This window comes from Shewanella sp. BF02_Schw (assembly GCF_014596695.2).
Taxonomy (GTDB): Bacteria; Pseudomonadota; Gammaproteobacteria; order Enterobacterales; family Shewanellaceae; genus Shewanella.
On the sequence record NZ_JABKAW020000001.1, the window covers coordinates 34,121 to 53,453 of the forward strand.

General features: G+C 42.4%; 14 protein-coding genes, 1 pseudogene and 1 CRISPR repeat array. Of the genes and pseudogenes, 13 read left to right on the top strand and 2 right to left on the bottom strand.

Annotated features, from left to right (window positions below; genetic code table 11):
• Positions 1-6 precede the first annotated feature (6 nt).
• From HNW13_RS00280 to HNW13_RS00320, 9 genes and pseudogenes are all read left to right on the top strand, one after another.
• Complete coding sequence (locus tag HNW13_RS00280) at positions 7-2,841, top strand: phage tail tape measure protein (RefSeq protein WP_192114298.1); 2,835 nt, start codon at positions 7-9, stop codon at positions 2,839-2,841.
• The gene (locus tag HNW13_RS00285; RefSeq protein WP_192114299.1) at positions 2,838-3,236 is read left to right on the top strand and encodes a phage tail protein; all 399 of its coding nucleotides are present in this window, start codon (positions 2,838-2,840) and stop codon (positions 3,234-3,236) included. Before HNW13_RS00280 ends, HNW13_RS00285 begins: the two co-directional genes overlap by 4 nt.
• The gene (locus HNW13_RS00290) at positions 3,214-3,423 is read left to right on the top strand and encodes a tail protein X (RefSeq protein ID WP_192114300.1); all 210 of its coding nucleotides are present in this window, start codon (positions 3,214-3,216) and stop codon (positions 3,421-3,423) included. Before HNW13_RS00285 ends, HNW13_RS00290 begins: the two co-directional genes overlap by 23 nt.
• A complete protein-coding gene (locus tag HNW13_RS00295) occupies positions 3,414-4,433 on the top strand; it encodes a contractile injection system protein, VgrG/Pvc8 family (protein ID WP_192114301.1) in 1,020 nt (339 codons plus the stop codon). Before HNW13_RS00290 ends, HNW13_RS00295 begins: the two co-directional genes overlap by 10 nt.
• Before the next feature lie 1,082 nt (positions 4,434-5,515).
• Positions 5,516-5,923 (top strand): translesion error-prone DNA polymerase V autoproteolytic subunit, encoded by a 408-nt coding sequence (gene umuD, locus HNW13_RS00300; protein ID WP_192114302.1) that lies wholly within the window; start codon positions 5,516-5,518, stop codon positions 5,921-5,923.
• On the top strand, positions 5,924-7,180 hold the full coding sequence (locus HNW13_RS00305; protein ID WP_192114303.1) for a Y-family DNA polymerase: 1,257 nt from the start codon (positions 5,924-5,926) through the stop codon (positions 7,178-7,180).
• Positions 7,181-7,290: 110 nt separating this feature from the next.
• Positions 7,291-7,794: pseudogene (locus HNW13_RS00310) on the top strand (endonuclease); the annotation flags it as partial.
• A gap of 56 nt (positions 7,795-7,850) precedes the next feature.
• A complete protein-coding gene (locus tag HNW13_RS00315; RefSeq protein ID WP_124013279.1) occupies positions 7,851-8,882 on the top strand; it encodes an IS630 family transposase in 1,032 nt (343 codons plus the stop codon).
• Between the two features lie 6 nt (positions 8,883-8,888).
• Positions 8,889-9,137: an endonuclease gene (locus tag HNW13_RS00320; RefSeq protein ID WP_279575191.1), complete on the top strand. Its 249-nt coding sequence runs from the start codon at positions 8,889-8,891 to the stop codon at positions 9,135-9,137.
• A 616-nt stretch (positions 9,138-9,753) separates the two neighbouring features.
• On the opposite strand, the gene HNW13_RS00325 is transcribed toward HNW13_RS00320, so the two are convergent.
• Entirely contained in the window at positions 9,754-10,923 is a 1,170-nt protein-coding gene (locus tag HNW13_RS00325; protein ID WP_192114308.1) for a hypothetical protein, read from the bottom strand.
• A gap of 632 nt (positions 10,924-11,555) precedes the next feature.
• Between HNW13_RS00325 and HNW13_RS00330 the strand changes: the two genes are divergently transcribed.
• The 4 genes from HNW13_RS00330 to HNW13_RS00345 all read left to right on the top strand — a co-directional run bounded on the left by HNW13_RS00330 (position 11,556) and on the right by HNW13_RS00345 (position 17,768).
• Positions 11,556-12,140, top strand: a complete 585-nt coding sequence (locus tag HNW13_RS00330; RefSeq protein ID WP_192114309.1) for a hypothetical protein — start codon at positions 11,556-11,558, stop codon at positions 12,138-12,140.
• A 430-nt stretch (positions 12,141-12,570) separates the two neighbouring features.
• The gene (locus HNW13_RS00335) at positions 12,571-13,602 is read left to right on the top strand and encodes an IS630 family transposase (protein WP_124013279.1); all 1,032 of its coding nucleotides are present in this window, start codon (positions 12,571-12,573) and stop codon (positions 13,600-13,602) included.
• A 700-nt stretch (positions 13,603-14,302) separates the two neighbouring features.
• A CRISPR array of direct repeats spans positions 14,303-15,170; the repeat unit is 28 nt; unit sequence GTTCACTATCGAGTGTGTGGCATGTAAG.
• A gap of 21 nt (positions 15,171-15,191) precedes the next feature.
• Positions 15,192-16,664, top strand: a complete 1,473-nt coding sequence (locus HNW13_RS00340) for a zinc ribbon domain-containing protein (protein ID WP_192114310.1) — start codon at positions 15,192-15,194, stop codon at positions 16,662-16,664.
• 585 nt (positions 16,665-17,249) lie between these two features.
• Positions 17,250-17,768, top strand: a complete 519-nt coding sequence (locus tag HNW13_RS00345; protein WP_192114311.1) for a hypothetical protein — start codon at positions 17,250-17,252, stop codon at positions 17,766-17,768.
• On the opposite strand, the gene HNW13_RS00350 is transcribed toward HNW13_RS00345, so the two are convergent.
• A protein-coding gene (locus HNW13_RS00350) for an IS3 family transposase (RefSeq protein WP_192114312.1) occupies positions 17,765-19,320 on the bottom strand; the annotation gives its coding sequence in 2 pieces (ribosomal slippage) (positions 17,765-18,867 and positions 18,867-19,320; 1,557 coding nt in all). The two genes, HNW13_RS00345 and HNW13_RS00350, sit on opposite strands and share 4 nt — an antisense overlap.
• Positions 19,321-19,333: the final 13 nt, after the last annotated feature.

Here is a 19,333-nt window from a genome sequence, read left to right on the forward strand (position 1 = left end):
TAATCTGTGGGAGAAAACAACAGTAAAACGTCCATCGTCTTATCGGCAGTCAACCGCTTTAGTGGCCCTACCGATGAGGCCACCAAGAGTGTTGGTAAGCTGAGAAGTGCTGCGGCTGAAACCAGCAGCCACTTGAAGGAACTAGGTAACAAACAGCAGCTTATTACTCGTTTTAAGAGCCTATCTGAGCAGCTGGATGCTACGAAAGGAAAGCTTGCCGGCGCAAAGATTGAAACCGAACGTCTCAAGCAGACCGAGCTGTCTGCAATCACCACGCTAAAACAGCATAGGTCAGCGTTAAAGTCGGCTGAGGATCATGTTGAAACACTCACCCTAGCCTATGGTGCTGAATCTGCTGAAGTGGTGAAGGCTCAAAAAGAAGTGGGCCGCCTAACTAAAGTGAAAAAAGATGCCGAGCGGGCATTGAAGAAAGAGAGCACGGCTCTTAAAACTGCAACACGTTCAACAGCCACACTAACCACAGCCTATAGCCGCCAGGCGCAGGAGCTGGGTGGATTGCGCCGTGACTTGGGCGCAGCTGGGCTCAAGGTCAATGCTCTTGGCGCGGAAGAGTTGCGCTTGGCGAAGCAAACAACCAGGGCCAATACAGCGCTTGAGCAGCAATCTGCAAAGCTTAAGAAAATTGAAACTTTACAAGGCAGAATTGCTGCTAGAAATGCTCAGAAGGGTGAGCTGGTTGGGCAGGCCGTTGGTGTGGCGGCAGCTGCTGCACCTATGGTTATGGCTGGCAAGCGTTCCATCGAGTACGAGAGCAAGTTTGCCGATGTAAAGAAAGTCGTCAACTTTTCAAGCGAGAAGGAAGAAGCCGATTACCGCCGCCAGATGATGAAGATGGCCGGCAACCTTGGTGTGAAACAAGACGGCATTGCCGACATAGTGACGGCTGCAGGTCAGTCTGGTATCGAGAAAGACCAGCTGCTGCAGTTTGCCGAATCGGCCACTAAAATGAGTGTGGCTTGGGATGTGTCTGCCGAAGAAGCGGGTTCAACTTTGGCTACTTGGCGAGCGGCTATGGGCCTTACCCAGAAAAACGCCCTTGATTTGGCTGACGCGACCAACTACCTCAGTAACAACATGAATGCCAAGGCGAAAGACATTGCTGCTGTGATGGTTCGCCAGGGTTCGACGGCCATGGGTGCAGGTTTCAGTTATAACGATACAGCTGCGCTGTCAGCCAGTTTGATTGCCGGCGGTGCTACGGAAGAGACTGCTGCTACGTCTCTGAAAAATATCTCTGGCGCTTTAACTGCCGGCTATGCGGCTACGGGTAGCCAGAAGCAGGCACTGGATAAATTAGGTTTTGACCCAGAAGAACTTGCAAGCGCCATGCAGCAAGATGCCAAAGGCACTCTGCTGGGCGTATTACGAGAGCTGCAGGACGTCTCAGCCGATGAGCGCGGCGCTGTCATATCTCAGTTGTTCGGCTCAGAAATTAAGGGTGCCGTGTCCAAGTTGGTCACGACCATGGACGATGATAAGAACGGCTTGATAGCGGCGTTTGGTCGGGTAGCAAAAGAAGCTGACCGCGCCGGTAGTGTCAATGATGAATACGCAAATAGATCTAAGACTCGTGGGCATTTGCTTGCCCAGTTAAGCGGTAAGTTTGACCGCATGGTGATCACCATCGGGGATCGTCTTCTACCTGTGCTCGATGCAGTGGTGCCGCCACTGATGACAGTGGTGGATATGATATCCGATTTTGCCGAGGCCAATCCTAAACTGGCCACAGGCTTGCTGGGCGTGGCAGCGGCCATTGCGGTAGTCAAAGCCGGCGCCATTGCTTTTAAGTTGGCTAAGCTGACCATGGGCAATGGCCTCGACCGTTTCAAGTTGGGCAAGACCAAGCTGTCCAGTTCGACTGATGAAACCACAACAAGCGCTAATCGGGCATCAAGAGCGCTTGATAGGCTTAATCGAAAACTGGGTGGCTTGGGTTCAGGCTCTGGTGGTTATGGCCGCCAAGGTAGAACAAGGCGCGGTGCTGTACGGCCTCGTGGCAAGCTTGGCCGTCTGCGTGGTGGTGCCAGCCGTTTAGCCGGTGGAATAGGCGATCTGTTTGGTGGCTTAATGCCAGGACCATCAATGGCAGGTGATCGTTCACCAAGTCGTAGCCGTGCTGGTCGTGGTGGTAAGTTTGGCCGCATGGCTGGGCTACTAGGTGGAGGTGCTGCACTGTCTATGGTTTCAGGTGCTGCTTCGGCAGGAGACATGGCCATGGCTGGTGCTGATATAGCGGGTGCGGCAGGTAGCGTGATGGATATGCTGCCAGGCGGCGGTGCGTTATTGAAAGGCGCCGGCAAGCTGTTTAAACCTGCTGATATTTTGCTTCAAGGCGCAGGCCTAGCGGCAGCTGTATCTGGTGGTGACTCAAAGAAAATAGGAGGCACTGCAGGGGATATGGCTGGCGGCCTTGGTGGTGCAGCTGCTGGCGCTATGGCAGGTGCGGCATTAGGTTCTGTTGTTCCCATTATCGGTACCGCTGTCGGGGGGCTCATTGGTTCTATTGTGGGTGGCCTAGGTGGTGGTGCCGTGGGTGAATGGGCTGGCACTAAGATTGGTGGCTGGTTCAGCGAGGATAAGACAGATAAACCCGCGCCGGCTGAAATAGCTCAGAAGACCCAGCAGCTCGCGCAGGCCAATAAGACTATTACATTTTCACCGACTATTCAGATCACGCCCTCTGGCAACCCAGCCTATGACCGTGATGTGGGTAATGACTTGATGGCCAGAATGAAGGCTGAGCTTAGCCCTATGCTGTTGGGTAATAGTGATGTATCAGCCCGGGCAGATAGCAGCCTGTCAGATAGGAGCGACACATGAGACAGATGATGTCCTTGGGTGGGTTTGTTTTCTCGCTTAGCGAGGGTACACCCTATGAGGGTTTGCAACGTACCAGTGATGGGGGATGGGTAACTGTTCCCCGGTACGGGCAGAAACCTATCAGTCAAAACACCGGTCAAGCTTTGGAAAATATCAGCGTGAATGGTACCTGGTTTCGTGGCGAAGGCATGAGCAATATGGACAAGCTCAGGTTATTGCAGAAGAAGCGGGTGCCTTTGGTGCTTACTGATGGATATGGCCGCAACTTGGGTTTGTGGACAATCAAGCGCCTGCAGGAAAAGCAAGACCGCATCATCGATGACGGAACCGCTTTTGTTGTTGGCTTTACCATAGAGTTAGAGGAATACGCCGGTGAATATAATACGCAGTCGTGATGGTGATACTGTTCCACTCATTCTATGGCAGCAAATGCAACGGGATGACGATGCCGCAGAAGAAGCGCTGTATTCGCTTAATCCAGGTCTTGAGCAGTACGGCCCTATTTTGCCAGCTGGGATAGATATCAAGCTGCCGGTGTTAGTTGCCAAGACACCGGCTAAGGTGGTGAATGTATGGGATTAGGATTTGTTCCCCAGGTGCTCGTTCGTGGCCCTGGCGCGGCAGTCATTAATAGCCGGCTAATATCTTGGGAACGAGTGGATGCATCTGGCATTCAGTCAGACCAAATTACTCTAACTGTGGATACAGCCGGTCAAACGGGTTTACCGAAAGAGGGGGCCGCTTTAGGCTGGTCAGAGGGGTATGACGGCAAGCTGGTCGATAAAGGGGAGTTTAAGATCACCCGTATCAGCCCGCGCCTATTTCCTCCCACAGTAACCATAGTGGCCACAGCAGCTCCATTTCAAATTGAGGATAAGACCCGCTTCAAGGAACGCCGGACTCGTTCATTTGAAAAGATTACACTGGCAGACTTGTTTCGTCAGGTGGTTAGCGCCCACGGATTTAGCCCAAGAGTGGCGCCTGAGTATGAAGGGATCACACTGGATCATGTTGACCAGGTAGATGAAACCGATAGTGCCTTTTTAACTCGTTTAGCAAAGGAGCGAGATGCCGTGGCCAAGCCGGTCAATGACTTGTATGTGCTGGCAAAGCGTGGACAAGTTAAAACCATTACTGGGCAGACTATTCCGCCTGTAGTGGTTGGTGTGCCAGGTAATAACGACCCAACAGACACTGGACGGTTTATTAACTGCCAAGTTGATAAGCCAAGCCGAACGAACGTGAGCGGGGTCAAGGCAAAATGGACGGACAGTGGCACCGGCCAAGAGCATGAAGTACTCGATGGCGAGGAACCGTTTAAGAAGCTGCGCCAGGCTTACGAAAGCGCGGATACTGCACAACAGGCTTGCCGTGCCGAGTTAACCAAGGTTAGCCGGCAAGGAGTCAGCGTTCGGCTAGATTTGCCAGGTGATCCTTATTTGGTAGCCGAGGGGCTGTTAACCCTGAATGACTCATTCCCAACCGAAATGGCTGGGGATTGGTCGATAGATAAAGTTACCGCTAGAGGTGACAGTAACGGAGGCTATCGTTGTTCGGTAGTGGCCACACAACCTTCTAAGCAAAATTTTTGAATAAACTGTTGAAAAAGGATTTAGAGAGCACTGTTAAATCAAGGCGTTATTACTATCAAGATATATAATAATATTTCAACAGTTGGCATTAAGGTTTTGTTTAATTAGATTTATAGATCTTTCTCCAAAACCGATGGTTGCGAGTTCGAGTCTTGCCACCCCTGCCAAATTAAGAGGGCCTAGCAGAAATGCTAGGCCTTTGTCTTTTCAGGATTTTATCATTTTTTTAGTCTCCTCTATAGCAGCAATTCCTTACCCCAGAAAATTTCAATTTTGCCATTGGTGACCAAATGGTGACCAAACCGTGACATGACGCTTTTATCTTGCCAATGTATGGGACTTTCTCGCCTGCAAAATATTGTTATTGATGATATGAGCGCTCTGTTAATTGTCGATAGCCAAGCTGCGAGAGTAGTCGGTATCAACGCACGGGTAACACGTTAAACTTCAACATGAGCTTACCGATAACTGGTCACTTATCGCCAGTAACACCTAGAATGTTGATAGGCGTTCGTGAAGGGGTCGAGGTTTATAAAGGTGTATCTTTTATTGGGAACTCTTCTAGGGTACTTTCTATATCGTAATTAATGCCGTGCTGAAGCTTGATACCTACCAAGGCAGCTAAACTTGCGAGGGAACATATTAAAAACCATAGCGCATTGCCGTTGTCAGTAAGGTTTCGGCAATCTGAGTAGATAGTAATAATGATTGGCACACTTAACACTTAACACTTAACACTTAACGTTTAGCTTGGGCTTTATCATTGGTATCAACGTCCCCGCTTGGTCTGCTTGAGTGGTGGTGTCTAATCCAACACGGATGCGGCCTGTTTCATAAAGGCATTGTCGCGTTTGCCATAAATGGTTGTTGTACTGATATCAGCATGACCTGCCAATTACGGGTTTAACGAAACTACGTGATACGAAGTTAAATCTTCATTTTTATCTATTCATGCAGACCAATTGTTTTAGGCCTCCCTCAAGCGAGTTAAATCTGCCATTTTAGAGGGATAAATTCTTTATACTTGTACCTTTAATTTTTACTGCTAAAATAGCTGTAATTATATACAGTGGTTTATTTCTATGCGTGTTATCCCTATACCTGCAAGAGCAGGCATTACAGGTTTTGAAAGTCCCGCAGCTGAATACAGCCAGCTAGGCATGAGCTTGGACGATTTACTGATTGAGCATCCAAGCTCAACTTTTATAGGCATTGCTCAAGGTGAGTCGATGCAAGACGTCGGCATCTTTGATGGTGATATGATCATTGTTGACCGTCATGAGACTGCTCGAAACGGCGATGTCATCGTTGCCAATTTTAATGGCGAGTTTGTTTGTAAGATTCTAGATACCAAGCGGCGTGTTCTCCTTTCCTCTAATCAACAATACCAGCCTGTTATAATTCATGAATACGATGATTTTAGTATTGAAGGCGTAGTCACTCGTTCTATTCGTTGCCACCGTCAAAGCCCTCTGTTGTGTGGTAATTAGATGTTTGCTCTAGTTGACGCTAATAGCTTCTATTGCAGTGCAGAACAAGTCTTTCGCCCTGATTGGCGTGGTAAGCCTGTTATTGTGCTAAGTAACAACGATGGGATGATTGTTGCTGCTAATCGTCAAGCTAAAGAAGCTGGCATTGGGAAGTTTCTACCTTACTTTCAAGTTAAAGCCTTATGCGCTCAACGTAGCGTTATTGTCTGTTCCTCTAACTATGAACTCTATGCTGACTTATCTAGCAAAATGATGGATATCATTGGCCGCTTTGCCCCTGAGCAACATGTTTACTCTATTGATGAAAGCTTCCTCTCTTTTAAGAACTGTTATCCAGCTATCAAATGCCTCCTTACGCAAGGTCAGTTAATCCGCCGTGCTGTGTGGAAAGAAGCGCGGCTAGCAGTCTGTGTGGGTATTGGTGAAACACTTACTCTTGCTAAAATCGCCAACCATGCAGCTAAGAAGATTGAGGGCTATAAAGGGGTTTGTTTCATTAGTAATGAGCAAGAGCGTATTGCTATTTTAAAGCAGCTTGCTGTAGGGGATGTTTGGGGCATAGGACGTCGAATAAGTAAGAAGCTTGAACTAATGAATATCCGTACAGCGTTTCAACTCGCGTCTATGCCGCCGACACTGGCAAGAAAGCAATTTAGTATTGAAATAGAACGTACCGTTCGTGAGCTTAACGGCCAAGCCTGTAAAGTATGGGATGAGGCGAGGGCAGATAAAAAGCAGATATTTTCGACTAGAAGCGTAGGTGAGCGGATCACTGATTTTGAGTCGTTACAGCAAGCATTAAGTAAGCATGTTGCTATCGCAGCGAGTAAAGCACGTAAGCAAGGCTCATACTGTAAGACTATGCTGATTTTTGCCAGTAATTCACCCCATGATGAGCGGCCAGTAAGCTACAAAGCTATTGTGCATTTTCCATGTCCAACCAACTGCACTGTTGAGCTAACCAAAGCTATGAGTGAAGCCGCACCAAAGCTTTTTCGTGAAGGCATACATTATTACAAAATCGGTATAGGGCTTATCGATTTAGCCAGCGAAAAGCATAACCAATTCGATTTGTTTAACCCTCCTAAAGCTAATCCAGCTTTGATGCATACGCTAGATGACATTAACCAACGCTATGGCAGTGATACGATGTTTCTAGCAGCTCAAGGCATAGAGCATAAGTGGTCAATGCGCCGTGACCTGCTAACTCCGCAATACACAACCAAATGGCTCAGTGTACCCAGCATTAAGTGCTAACTAGGTTTTTGCTTTGATTAATGTTCTCACTGTTAGTATCACTCATATGCTTGGTCTGACTAGATAAATCAGGCATTATCTAGTCACTGTTCCTTAGCTTGAAGTTTTCAATGAACCTCCTCAAAATTGGCCTATTACTCTTTCTACTGGCTCTCAGCTCAACAGCCATTGAAGCAGGAAATACATCTAATGATTCATTCAACAAAGCAAAGAAGATGCTCAAGCGGGAGGTCTACCAAGATCACCGCGTGACCATCTACTGTGGTGCTAAATTTGACGCTAAAAAGAACATCGAAGCACCTACAGGTTTTGTTACTTCTAAATACATTAAACGGGCAAAACTGGTTGAGTGGGAACATGTAGTTCCGGCGGAGAACTTTGGCAGAGCCTTCAGTGAGTGGCGTGATGGTCACAAGAGTTGTGTCGATAGCAAAGGTAAGTCGTTTAAGGGACGTAAGTGTGCTGAGAAGATGAATACAGAGTATCGATATATGCAAGCCGATATGCACAATCTTTTCCCTGCCATCGGTGCTGTAAACGCACTACGCAGCAACTACAACTTTACTATGCTGCCCTCAGCGGTGTCTGACTTTGGTAGTTGTGATATGCGTATATACCCGTGATCATTGAAAATGCTTGATTTTGTCCCAAATGGGATCATCATAGCCCCATGAAACAAATTACACTCTCGCCAGAACAAAAAGTAGCATTGGAAACTCGACATAAAAGCTCGAGTGATAGGCGTGAGTGTGATCGCATTAAAGCCATTTTACTACGCGATGAAAATTGGCCAACGCCAATGATTGCCCAAGCGTTACGTATTCACGAAACGACCGTAGTTCGATACATTGATGCCTATGCTCACGACCAAAAACTCACGTGTAATAGTGGCGGCTCCTTAAGTTATCTGAGTCAAGAGCAAACTGAACTATTGATTGCACACCTGTGTGAGGTGACCTACTTGCATAGCCATCAAATAGTCGCTTATATCTCAGAACAATTTCAGATTAAGTACACAGTGTCAGGCCTCAATAAATGGCTGCATAAACATCAGTTCAGCTATAAAAACCCTAAAGGGGTTCCTCACAAATTTGATGAAGACAAACAAACGGCTTTCATTGAATATTATGAGCAACTAAAATCCTCGTTAACCCCTGATGAACCGTTATTATTTATGGATGCGGTTCATCCGACCCAAGCCACAAAAATCACCGCAGGCTGGATAAAAAAAGGCGTTGATAAACCGATAGAAACGACGGGAAGCCGAACCCGTATTAACGTGGTTGGTGCAATCCGACTTGGTCACTTAACAGAAGCGGTCATTGAGCAATATAGCAAAACGGTTAACGGTGCATCCATCATCGATTTTTTAAACCAAATTAGAGCGCGTTACTCAACAAGTGGTGTTATCCATTTGGTGCTTGATGGCGCTGGATACCATCGAAATGCCTTAGTAGTTAAAGAGGCTAAAAATCTGAATATAACATTGCATTACCTGCCGCCTTATAGTCCAAATTTAAACCCAATAGAACGATTGTGGAAGGTAATGAATAAACATGCGAGGAATGGGCAATACTTCGCAACGACAAAAGAATTCCGACGAAAAATCACTGACTTTTTTAGCATCACCCTCCCCGATATTGCCGATACACTCGGTGATACAATTAATGATAACTTTCAGAAATTAAAACCTGCAGTTTGAATTCACTTGAGTATAGATAATCGTAAGGCACAACCACCAATAGCTGCTCGTGGCGTTATAGCTCGAACACACATGTATATGGAGCAGACTTACCCCAAATACAAAATGAGTAAACAACAAAGTCAATTAATGCAAGTTTGGGACAAACAAGATCCTGTTTCGAAGTGGGAGTGTAAGCGGTCAAAACGTATTGAAAACCTTCAGGGGAATGCAAATACAGTGGTCGATAGTCGTTGTAAATCAGTTGGTTTGTAGGCATCTAAATGAACGGTTAGCTCGCTTATGCCTCAAAACTTGTTACTCTTTAATGAGTAAGCAGTCCATTGCCAAGTAATCTCCAGTGTATTCAGCGTTTGCTATCTCATTATGACGATCTAGATGTTTTCATTTACTACTAAAAATAGCAAAATTACGTTACTAAAACTGTACTCTCAGAAACATACATGCTGACTTTATTTGTTGAGAAATATTTACTAGAAGTATTGATGTGCTTTTCTATATAAACCATTATTTAATGGCTAGATTGTGCTGCTTAACCGAATGAATTGATTCAGGGCGAGAGCGCGAACATTTTTTGAACACTTTTAGTATGTTTTTACAACTTCATTTGTTCAGTAAGTTATCGCTTCATGATTGATTGGAAGTAAATCAGTATTCTAATCATTCATAGTGATAAAAAAACACACTCATGCAGGGCGAGATCGCGAACGTTTTATGAACAAATTGAGTGTATTTATCAAACTACATTTGTTCGGAATGTTATCACCTCAAGAATGATTGGAAGTGATTCTATACTGAAAACATTCATTGTGAACAAAAAACGCACACTCATGCGTTTGCCCTGCACACTCATGCGGTAGCCCTGGATAAATTAATTGTATAATTTATCATACATATTTGGTTTTTGTATTTCGTTAGCTATTTTATTAGAAATTTTCTCATCTCCATAATACTTCAATAACTGACAATAAACTGTAAATAAAACCTCTTCAATAAATGGGCGATGAAATTCTTGTTCAATGGAAGTGAATATAACAAAAATATCCATATCTAATAATTCATGTTTAGATTTAAATGAATTTTTCTCATGATTTTCAATAAAATCGACTGGAAGAACTCCTTGTTGAATTTTATCATTAATGTAATTAGGATATATAGCAAGAGATAGATTGTGGTTTGCAAATAGGCTTATAAAATCAAACAAATTGAGAGGTATTTTATAACTGAACAAGTAGTAAGAGCAAATTAACTCATGCAATCTAACTTCTAATTCATTTATATTCAAAAGATATGGTATGTAACGAACATATTCCCCACTGACAATTGATAAGCAATCCCCATTAGATCTTGTAAATTTGACAGATCTTTCCTCAACGATTCCTGACATGTTGAATAAACGAGATTGAATAATATGTATGTGTTCGTGAGAAATGAGGTCAGAGTAATTTTCAAGTGAAAAACCATAACTTTTTTGTGCATAAATAATCATACCATCTTTAGTTAAAGTGTCATGAAAATATGCTAGTGTGGTTTCATCAGGCTGCGGTAGAAACAATAATTTAATAGATATTTTAAATAACAAGAAGGTTATAAATAATGGAGTTAACATTGTGATTATAACTAATATTAAAATTAAAGTTATAGTTAACAAGGTTGATCCTAAAATTATTTTTGTAATGTATGATAATTCAATGAATTTAGTTTTTATAGAGTCTATTTTCGTATGCGAGTATTTCTTATAAGTCCTTAGATATCTAGGAATATATTTTTTTTGTCTAAACGCTTTGAATAGTTCACTTTTCATTTTTTTAAAAATAAGATATGGCTCAGACCATGAGATTTTATCATTAATAGTTGCTAACATTGTTTTCTTTATAAAATCTGGAAAGTTTATTATTTTTTGAAGTTTTTTACTTATAATTTTAACTTCAAACGTGAAGTCACTATTGTCGTTAGTTATTTCTTTTGGAAAATAACCACCAAAATCATCACTGAGTTGTTTGTGAGAACTAATATAATAAATTTTTTTAAAATTAAACATAAAATACTCTTGTTTACTATATTCGTTAATGGTAATTTTTAAGGTAGTAAACGTAGATTGAATCACTTCTGTATTTGTTATACAGGTGAACTGTTAACGTTTAGTGACCTAGTTTAGATCATCTTACTATATTTTATATATGTTCTAAATTTACTTAACATACTGCCATAAATTATATAAAAGCACATTAATTTTTATAGTATCGTACTTCGGAATTGAGAGTGGGCATTTAAACAGGGCGAGAGCGCGAACGTTTTATGAACAAATCGAGTGTATTTATCAATCTATATTTTTTCGGAATGTTATCACTTCATGAATGATTGGAATTGATTCTATATTGAAACTATTTATTGTGAGCAAAAAACGCATACTCAGCGGTTGCCTTGCATTAATCATTGATAATTTACTCGAGAAATATTCAAATGTCATATATCAACTACTAATGTTCACTTTCTGAGAAGTGAATTTTTTCGATTAGTTATTGATTATAATGAAATTTAATTTTTTTGGCTGATTGCTTGGGTTCAAACTCCTATCCCTCCGCCACATTAAATACGAGAAAAGCCGTTTATAATCAACGACTTTTTTGTTTTTGGTGTTTGAGGGGCTCTCCATAAGGATTGACTCAGACAATGTATCTTTATCGAGCATCCAACAACGTATACTTCACACGTATCTGTTTAGCCAAATATTTACGCGACAAGGGCTTTCCCTTTGACGTAAAAGTCTCCTTACTGACTCGTGACAGAGCAGAAGCAGTCATCCGTAACATTGATATTGCCGGAGCACTCAAAAAAATCATCAAGTCTATCGACCATCAAACACGTATTAATGACTTTATTGGCTACGTTGATGAGGTCATTAACCATTTCAGGGCTCAGTTTGATGGTAATGAAACGGATATCACGTTCAATATCACGCCTAAATCTCATGCTATCCCTATTAGGGACAAACACCGTGAAACTACCGCTATCGCCCAACCAAAGCCTGTTATTGGGTTAAACGAAGCATTAAGCGCATTTATTATCTCAAAACAAAAATCAGCCATCAGGCCTCTCTCTATCAAGCAGCTTGAGCAGCGTACTCGGCATTTTATTGATACCGTATCATCAAAATCTACTCTTAAAACCAAGCTTAAAGCTGAACATAAATGTGTGCATGACATCACCAGTGCTGATGCGATGACCTATCGCGATGCTTTACTGACTCAAGGCTGAAGCTACAAAAGCAATAAAGAGTGCTTAGCTGCCATATTTCAGTTCTTTAAGTGGTGCCAATCACCAGTAACCCCTCAGAATTAAAAGAGTCTAGGTGTTTACGAGACAAGGAAGGTCAAATTATTATTTGGGAGCAGTTAAGTATCGATGACAATATGGTGACTTTTCCAATGCAAACACTTAAAGGAACACCTTTGGATGTCATAAGCGTCTGCTTTAATGCTGAATCATTTATTAGTCTCCAGCAATCATATGGAGAATGCCCTGAAGAAATCGCTGTTAAGGTCATCGCCTCACTTGAGTTAAATTAGTTCCAATGCAGTTCTGCTAAATCTAACAAACTTTTGCCCCATTACGTGTTTGAAATGGATATATACCCGTGATCATTGAAAATGCTTGATTTTGTCCCAAATGGGATCATCATAGCCCCATGAAACAAATTACACTCTCGCCAGAACAAAAAGTAGCATTGGAAACTCGACATAAAAGCTCGAGTGATAGGCGTGAGTGTGATCGCATTAAAGCCATTTTACTACGCGATGAAAATTGGCCAACGCCAATGATTGCCCAAGCGTTACGTATTCACGAAACGACCGTAGTTCGATACATTGATGCCTATGCTCACGACCAAAAACTCACGTGTAATAGTGGCGGCTCCTTAAGTTATCTGAGTCAAGAGCAAACTGAACTATTGATTGCACACCTGTGTGAGGTGACCTACTTGCATAGCCATCAAATAGTCGCTTATATCTCAGAACAATTTCAGATTAAGTACACAGTGTCAGGCCTCAATAAATGGCTGCATAAACATCAGTTCAGCTATAAAAACCCTAAAGGGGTTCCTCACAAATTTGATGAAGACAAACAAACGGCTTTCATTGAATATTATGAGCAACTAAAATCCTCGTTAACCCCTGATGAACCGTTATTATTTATGGATGCGGTTCATCCGACCCAAGCCACAAAAATCACCGCAGGCTGGATAAAAAAAGGCGTTGATAAACCGATAGAAACGACGGGAAGCCGAACCCGTATTAACGTGGTTGGTGCAATCCGACTTGGTCACTTAACAGAAGCGGTCATTGAGCAATATAGCAAAACGGTTAACGGTGCATCCATCATCGATTTTTTAAACCAAATTAGAGCGCGTTACTCAACAAGTGGTGTTATCCATTTGGTGCTTGATGGCGCTGGATACCATCGAAATGCCTTAGTAGTTAAAGAGGCTAAAAATCTGAATATAACATTGCATTACCTGCCGCCTTATAGTCCAAATTTAAACCCAATAGAACGATTGTGGAAGGTAATGAATAAACATGCGAGGAATGGGCAATACTTCGCAACGACAAAAGAATTCCGACGAAAAATCACTGACTTTTTTAGCATCACCCTCCCCGATATTGCCGATACACTCGGTGATACAATTAATGATAACTTTCAGAAATTAAAACCTGCAGTTTGAATTCACTTGAGTATATCCCGAAGTTTAGTTGTTTGTATTGCCCTCAAAAAACTAATATAACCTTCAATTGAGTGGCCAAATTATCTATACCACTACACATGTGCTGTTTAACATTACCGTTTATCACATAAGTCCAGCTAGCATCGGGAATTCCAATGGTTGCGATTGATGGATTACGCTCTAGATGAAAGCAAGCATCAAATTCTAAAGAATTTAAACCCGTTAAGGGGGCCTTGGATTTTGAACTGGCAAACATGAAGCAAGGTGATTTCATTTACCTATTTCTATCACTCATCCGCACTACTCCGTTTGAAAACTATGTTGAGTTATCTTGCACTTAATTGATGTTTACTTCCATGCCCTTATGTTTATACTCTGTATTGGGTGCGGTTCTCCTATTGAGATTTATCTTACCACCCTTGTACTTTGTCCAAAGCTGTATGACCTATTTATAGGCTTAACTTGGAGAGGTCTAAAGTCAATAGCTATGAACGTTTAGGAGCACTGCTTCGAGACATAGAACGTAATTCGTTTAGCTGACACTACGATAGTGAATTTGCTCTTTAAAATACCTTATTTTTACGTGAAGCCGTAAGGTCTTGATTTATTGTGTGATTACATTTGCGCTAAATAAAAGGGTATAACTCGGTGAATTGAGGCAACTTGTTGAAAATTTGCAACATTGGGATAATAGCTTATTGTTCACTATCGAGTGTGTGGCATGTAAGGTTGGCGTCACAGCATTGCCTTGCGCATTATAGTTCACTATCGAGTGTGTGGCATGTAAGATGGGTAATGCAAGCCGTCCAATTAAGCAGACGTTCACTATCGAGTGTGTGGCATGTAAGTTAGGTATCAGCGACCCTAGCGTGTATCCATTGTTCACTATCGAGTGTGTGGCATGTAAGGCTATCACCCATAGGTGTTGATGTGCAACCAAGTTCACTATCGAGTGTGTGGCATGTAAGTTACTTGCATAACCGTATGACGTGCCACCTGGGTTCACTATCGAGTGTGTGGCATGTAAGACCGTAGAGTAGTTGCGTAGAATTGAAGGTTAGTTCACTATCGAGTGTGTGGCATGTAAGGTTAACTTGAGCGGCATTTTTAGCGCTTATGCGTTCACTATCGAGTGTGTGGCATGTAAGAGCAGCACCCATACCCAAGCCGCCGTTGATCAGTTCACTATCGAGTGTGTGGCATGTAAGCAATACAGTGACTCTCGCCGTGTCCCGCTACAGTTCACTATCGAGTGTGTGGCATGTAAGCAAGAGGTAATGAACGATGAAAGTTAAAATGAGTTCACTATCGAGTGTGTGGCATGTAAGTACACGGCAGAACACTGACAGCAAGCCTTGCCGTTCACTATCGAGTGTGTGGCATGTAAGTTTCAAGTCATTCCCTCGTTTTACTCGGCTATGTTCACTATCGAGTGTGTGGCATGTAAGTTCACTGTGATGGAAATATTCAACGGCGATGAGTTCACTATCGAGTGTGTGGCATGTAAGTTTTCAAGTTCGACAAGGCTTGAGCTGCTTTCGTTCACTATCGAGTGTGTGGCATATCAGTGACATCGAGGCGATATATAAATGCGTACTAAAGCTGCTCCTGGCACAATGAGTGTGTTCAAGACTTATCGTTTCGAAATTCATAACCCATCCAGTTCAAAACGCAAGAAACTACTCCAAACTTACAAGCAATCCGATATGCTCTACTACAAGGCATTGGCATCCTGCGAAGACGATGCTAACAAAATGTTGATGCTTGAAACCCCAAAAGAACGTAGAGATGCATTACATAAAATCCAGAGTAAAATTCAAGAAATAGTAAAACCTTTACCGTTTGGGAATGCTGTAAAAGCCTCTGTTATTGAAACGGTTAAGTCTCAAATCAGTTCTTTTGTAGAGCTATCACTATCAGGTCAGGATGCGGCCTACCCCTCCAAGCTAAACAAAGAGTTTGACTATCAGTATTGGTTAGATGTGCTTATTCGCTCTACAAGTAGGGAGACTGAGGTAGAGGCTAAAAATTCAATTGCGACATTAGATACGAGAGCATATCGTCCACTGACATTTGAAAAATATCGTATCCAAGATGGATTTATGATTTTGCGAGATACTAAAGGCCGGTTGTTCGCCTTTGTGAATACATGGAAGGCAGATGACAAACGCGTTTCCCCGCTTTTGATAGACATGGTTGATATCCGGACAGGTTTACACATAAAGAAGAAAACGAAAACTGGCATGTTACTGCCGCTTAGTTGTTCAAATACGCAAATAGAAGCACTTGAAAACGGTGATGCAAAAAACGCTAAACTGGTGCTTGATGGCGAACGTTTTTTTTTGATGGTTAGCGTGAGCTTCACCGTTAAAAAAAGAGAGTCCAAATACGTTTTAGGTATTGACCAAGGCATTGAAGAAATCGCTACATATGCCGTTCGCGATTCTGATTCAGGAGAAGTTATTGAGACAGGTTCATTTTCAGGTGAACTACTTCGCTTTCACCAGCGATTAATGGAAAGAAAACAGAAAGAAGGCCAGAAAATTGGCCGTAAATACGTGAAAGGATGGACTAATTACACTACAAACCTCATGCACAACATCACTAATGAAATAGTGAAAGTGGCAGATAAACATCAATGCCAGGTTGTTATAGAGGATCTAAGTAATATAAAAAATAACCCCAAAATGAAGCGCCAAAAATTTGAGCGTAAAAATAACTTCAGACGTATGCTGTCTCGGCAACAGTACGGGCGGCTTGAATCTATGTTGGGTTATAAACTAAATGCAGTAGGCTTGCCCGCCCCTTGTAAGGTTTGGGCTGCATTTACATCTCAGACCTGTCCTTCTTGTGGTCATGTTTCCAAAGAAAACCGCCAATGCCGCGACAAATTTAAATGCATCAATTGCAGCTATGAAAACCATGCAGATATCGTTGGTAGCTTGAACGTTGCTGGAAGTCACATTTGCTTTGAAAAAGTGAAGAAGAAGCTAAAAAAAGGCCAAACAAGGCCGGATGACTTGAAATATCAACATTGGTTAGTAAAGAATTTGACCTTGTAATAACCACTATCAGAGTGATTTTAATACCGCTAGATAGTTATTATGACAATCGCATACTGAAAACCTACCAATTACTAGAAGTCGTTCTGTAGCGGCTTTACAAAACTGGCCACTACTTTGTAGTTAATTAGCGTGTTTGAGAGACAATAAGTTATCTGAAAGTTTTGCTGATTCCGTCCCATCGTAACTCGGAAATGTCCACTAACGTGTTTGAGCACTTTGATTCGACTATGACAAAAGTTATCGTGATATGAAGTCAAATTTTCATTTGTATCTGCATCAAGCTAAGTTAGTTATAAATGCATAAAATATGACTATTTATGCAATTTGTGTGCATAAGCTCAGTTTTACTCTGAATCTGCACAAGTACACGCAGAATGCTCTGATTAAGCACTAAAAACTCGAAAACTGCACTTTAATACATATTAAAGTGCAGTTCTTTCCCATTCAGTATGCGCAATATAGTTTGGGTAGATTCTGTCATGCAGAAGAATTTTTGTTACTCATTAAATATTAATGAAGCAATACACTGCTAAATGACTAAGATTATTTTAATAAAAGTGATTTTTTCATGTTGAGAGTTATATGGATATAAAGTTCTTAAAACCAACAAACCGTCATAGAGTCATGGACCTAGTTGAATCGACAGGAGTAGATGTTAGTGACTGGGTAAACTTTAAGGGTGGGGTAGAGAAAGCTGCATCGAATCCAAAGTATTGCTATGAATGGTCATACGAGGATTACAATAAGAAAATTATTGTTCTTAATCTTTGGTACAAAAATTTGTCGGAACAAGATGACGAAATTGTTCAGAAATTAAATTTAAGAGAGACAGCAAGAAATGCTGCTAGTTCACTTCAGTCACGTCGCGCAATAAAGATGGATTTTTCTCTACAAAAGGCAGCTCGCCTTAATTGGCCTGTCAGAGTAATAATTTGTGACGGTGGAAGAAAAGATATAAATGCTACTAAGTCGAGCGCAGATAGTCGACTTCTTGATAACGAGCAATGGTATGTAAAAAGCTATAGTTCAGATTCCGGTGATTGTCTTCTTGTTCGAGGCGGTATTTTTCAAGGTAGTTGGCACTCTTTACTTAAATTTTAAGCTGCATTTCTTGTTTCTGTTTCAGACTTCTTATCTGGGTTCAGTGTGACTTCACCTACAGCGTCACAATTCCTTATACCGTTTGGCCAGCGTTTAGGATTTCTTGACCTCGCTTCCTCTAGCACTATCTTACGCTTAGATAAAATAGTCCTGTCTTGCATCGCATGACGCTCACTCGGTGACACAAAGTTGAGCTTGCTGTGTTTATGCTTAGTATTGTACCAAGTCACAAATACTTCGACCCATTCTCGTGCTTCGGTGATGCTTTTAAAGCCAGAGCTAGGCCATTCTGGCCGATACTTTAATGTTCTAAACAGCGACTCGGAGTAAGGGTTATCGTTACTGACACTCGGGCGGCTTAATGACGCGGTAACGCCTAACTCTTCAAGCTTGGCTTTCATTGTTAACGACTTCATCGGAGCACCATTATCTGAGTGCAATACCAGTGGCTTCTTAAAGCATTGCTCACGCAGCATATTGCGTTGCATTAACTCGGCCGCTAGCTCACCACATTCACGTTCATGGACTTCATAACCCACAACCTTACGGCTATAAATATCCTCAAACATATATAGATAATAAAAGCGTCCTTTGATGACCGAAGCTAAATAAGTGATATCCCAAGACCACACTTTGTTCGGCTCATCTGCAACATAAGCATCTGGTTTACTTCTTTTTGTTATGCTTTGGCTTCGTCCACGTCGATTTAATTGAGCATTGGCTTTTAACACTCGGTAAAAACTCGACTCTGAAGCGATATAGACCCCTTCATCAAGCAGCGTCGGCACGATTTGTGAGGGAGGTAGACTCGCAAACCTTGCCTCATTCGAGGTTGCCAGTATCAGCTTTTCCTCGTCATCACTAAGCTTGTTGGCTGGCTCCTGTCTTACCGCCGAGGGCCTTAAATCAGCTTGTACTTTTCCTGCTCGATACCAGCGCCGATACGTCCGCTTACTTAGCTCTGCTTCAGCGCAAGCCTTGTAAAGACGTGCACCGTGGGCATACGCTTCTTGTATTAAATTCACCAATGTTATGCGCTTAGGCAAAGGCGTTAACTCTCCTCGTTGTCGTCCTCCCAAAGCGCATTGAGCTTTTTTCTAAGCACCAGTAAAGCCGCTGTTTCTGCTAACGCCTTCTCTTTGTAGCGTAGCTCTCGTTGCAGGGATTTGATTTCTGCTTTGTCTGATTTGGCTTGCTGCTTAATCGTTTTGGCTTGAACTTCACTTGTCGTAAAGCCCCCTAAACAATCTTGTTTCCACTGCTGAACTTGTTCTCGAAACAAACCATTTTCTCGGCAATATTGGCTTACTTCAGCTTCAGACATTGGCGCTGTTTCAATGAGAACGGCAAACTTAGCTTCGGCCGACCAATCATTACTGGTCAATTTTTTACCTGGCACTGGGCGACCCTCTTTTTTAGCTTTATCGCGCCAATGATACAGGGTTTGGTAGGCGATCCCTTCACTACGTGCCACTTCCATGACGGTCATATTGTGGGGAGGCAATAACTTCTTTAAAACTGCTTCTTTACGTTCAGATGAATATCGTGCCATTGAGCTCTCATTG

Excerpts from the sequence above, each read along its gene's own strand:
- HNW13_RS00335 (WP_124013279.1), top strand. The coding sequence starts at position 12,571 with ATGAAACAAATTACACTCTCGCCAGAACAAAAAGTAGCATTGGAAACT.
- HNW13_RS00315 (WP_124013279.1), top strand. The coding sequence starts at position 7,851 with ATGAAACAAATTACACTCTCGCCAGAACAAAAAGTAGCATTGGAAACT.
- HNW13_RS00345 (WP_192114311.1), top strand. The coding sequence starts at position 17,250 with ATGGATATAAAGTTCTTAAAACCAACAAACCGTCATAGAGTCATGGAC.
- HNW13_RS00325 (WP_192114308.1), bottom strand. The coding sequence starts at position 10,923 with ATGTTTAATTTTAAAAAAATTTATTATATTAGTTCTCACAAACAACTC.
- HNW13_RS00295 (WP_192114301.1), top strand. The coding sequence starts at position 3,414 with ATGGGATTAGGATTTGTTCCCCAGGTGCTCGTTCGTGGCCCTGGCGCG.
- HNW13_RS00305 (WP_192114303.1), top strand. The coding sequence starts at position 5,924 with ATGTTTGCTCTAGTTGACGCTAATAGCTTCTATTGCAGTGCAGAACAA.
- HNW13_RS00330 (WP_192114309.1), top strand. The coding sequence starts at position 11,556 with ATGTATCTTTATCGAGCATCCAACAACGTATACTTCACACGTATCTGT.
- umuD (WP_192114302.1), top strand. The coding sequence starts at position 5,516 with ATGCGTGTTATCCCTATACCTGCAAGAGCAGGCATTACAGGTTTTGAA.
- HNW13_RS00285 (WP_192114299.1), top strand. The coding sequence starts at position 2,838 with ATGAGACAGATGATGTCCTTGGGTGGGTTTGTTTTCTCGCTTAGCGAG.
- HNW13_RS00340 (WP_192114310.1), top strand. The coding sequence starts at position 15,192 with ATGCGTACTAAAGCTGCTCCTGGCACAATGAGTGTGTTCAAGACTTAT.